Source organism: Arachnia propionica, assembly GCF_003932785.1.
Lineage (GTDB): Bacteria > Actinomycetota > Actinomycetes > Propionibacteriales > Propionibacteriaceae > Arachnia > Arachnia propionica_B.
The window spans coordinates 1-1,448 of the sequence record NZ_RQYT01000100.1 but is presented as its reverse complement, the minus strand read 5'-3'; the positions used below and the strand labels follow the sequence as shown (position 1 = coordinate 1,448).

At 63.7% G+C, this 1,448-nt stretch carries 1 protein-coding gene; it reads left to right on the top strand.

Translation table 11 applies throughout. The features are described 5' to 3' along the window. Positions 1-112: 112 nt before the first annotated feature. Positions 113-1,414 carry an integrase core domain-containing protein gene (locus EII35_RS15400; protein ID WP_125229331.1) on the top strand — a complete coding sequence of 434 codons (1,302 nt, stop codon included), beginning with the start codon at positions 113-115 and terminating at the stop codon, positions 1,412-1,414. Positions 1,415-1,448 lie beyond the last annotated feature (34 nt).

The window sequence follows — 1,448 nt, the reverse complement described above, 5'->3', positions numbered from 1 at the left end:
TGTTATGTCGCAGGACATCGGTGACAGTTCTGCCTCAGGACATCGGTGACGTTTTGGCGGGGTGTGGTGGTGACACTTCTGGCGAATCGTGGGGGTGGCGTGTGCTGGGGGGATGAGCAAGGAAGACAAGGCGAAGTGTGTTGATCCTCGGGTTCGGTTGGTGATTGCTCGGTGGCCGCAGGACGCGCCTCGGGGAGCGGTGACCACGTTTTGTCGGGAGCACGGGATCTCCCGCAAGACGTTCTACGTGTTACGGAAACGCGCCCTCGAGGAAGGAGAGGTCGCGGTGTTGCAGCCACGGTCACGGCGTCCGGTTTCGAGTCCGACCCGGATCAGTGATGAGATCACTGCTCACGCGGTCCGGGTCCGTGAAGCGTTGCAGGCCTCCGGGCTTGACGGGGGCCCGATCAGTGTCCATGACAAGATGAAGGAGATGGGGCTACCGGCTCCGTCCCCGGCCTCGTTGGCGAGGATCTTCCGTGATGCCGGGGTGGCGCGTCGTAACCGGCGGAAACGGCCTCGTTCAGCGTTTCGTCGGTTCACCTACCCGGCGCCGAACGCGTGTTGGCAACTCGACTCCACCGAGTACACGTTGCGGTCAGGACGCGTCGTGGTGATCTTCCAACTCCAAGATGACCACTCCCGACTCGCGGTGGCGTCCTTGGTCGCGGAAGGAGAAACCGCCCAGGCCGCGATCACGGTGTTCGACAAGGGAGTCGCGGCCCGAGGAGTACCGCAGCGTCTGCTGACCGACAACGCTCCGGCGTTGAACCCCTCACGGATGAACCGGGTCGGGAAACTCGTCACCCACGTCACTGCCATGGGCGTGGAGGCGATCACCGGTAGACCCTACAAACCCACCACCCAGGGCAAGAACGAACGGTTCCACCAGACCCTCCAGCAATGGCTGGCCCGGCACCCCACGGCCAAGACCATCGACCAACTCCAGACCATGGTCGACACCTTCGACCACATCTACAACACCCAACGCCCCCACCAGGCCCTCGAAGGCCGCATCACCCCGCAACAGGCCTGGGACGCCACCACCCCCGCGACACCACCCCGTCCCCGACCAGACGATGACCCCATCGATGCCGCACTCGAGGCCGTGACCCCACCCCGACCCCCGAAACAACGCGTCAGGAAACCGATCCCCGCCACCGGGCAACAACCCCTCACCCTCAGCGCCAACGGCACCGCCAACCTCCACGGCGTGACCTTCAACCTCACCAAACAACACGCCCACGCCACCCTCACCGCCATCTGGACCCGCTACAGCGTCGAGTTCATCCACACCACCACCGGCGAAGTCATCGCGGAAATCGAATGGCCAGCCCCCACCCTGCGCTACGCATCCATCTACACCCACTCCGTCACCGATGTCCTGACACAAGAAACGTCACCGATGTCCTGAGGCAGAACTGTCACCGATCTCCTGAGACATCACA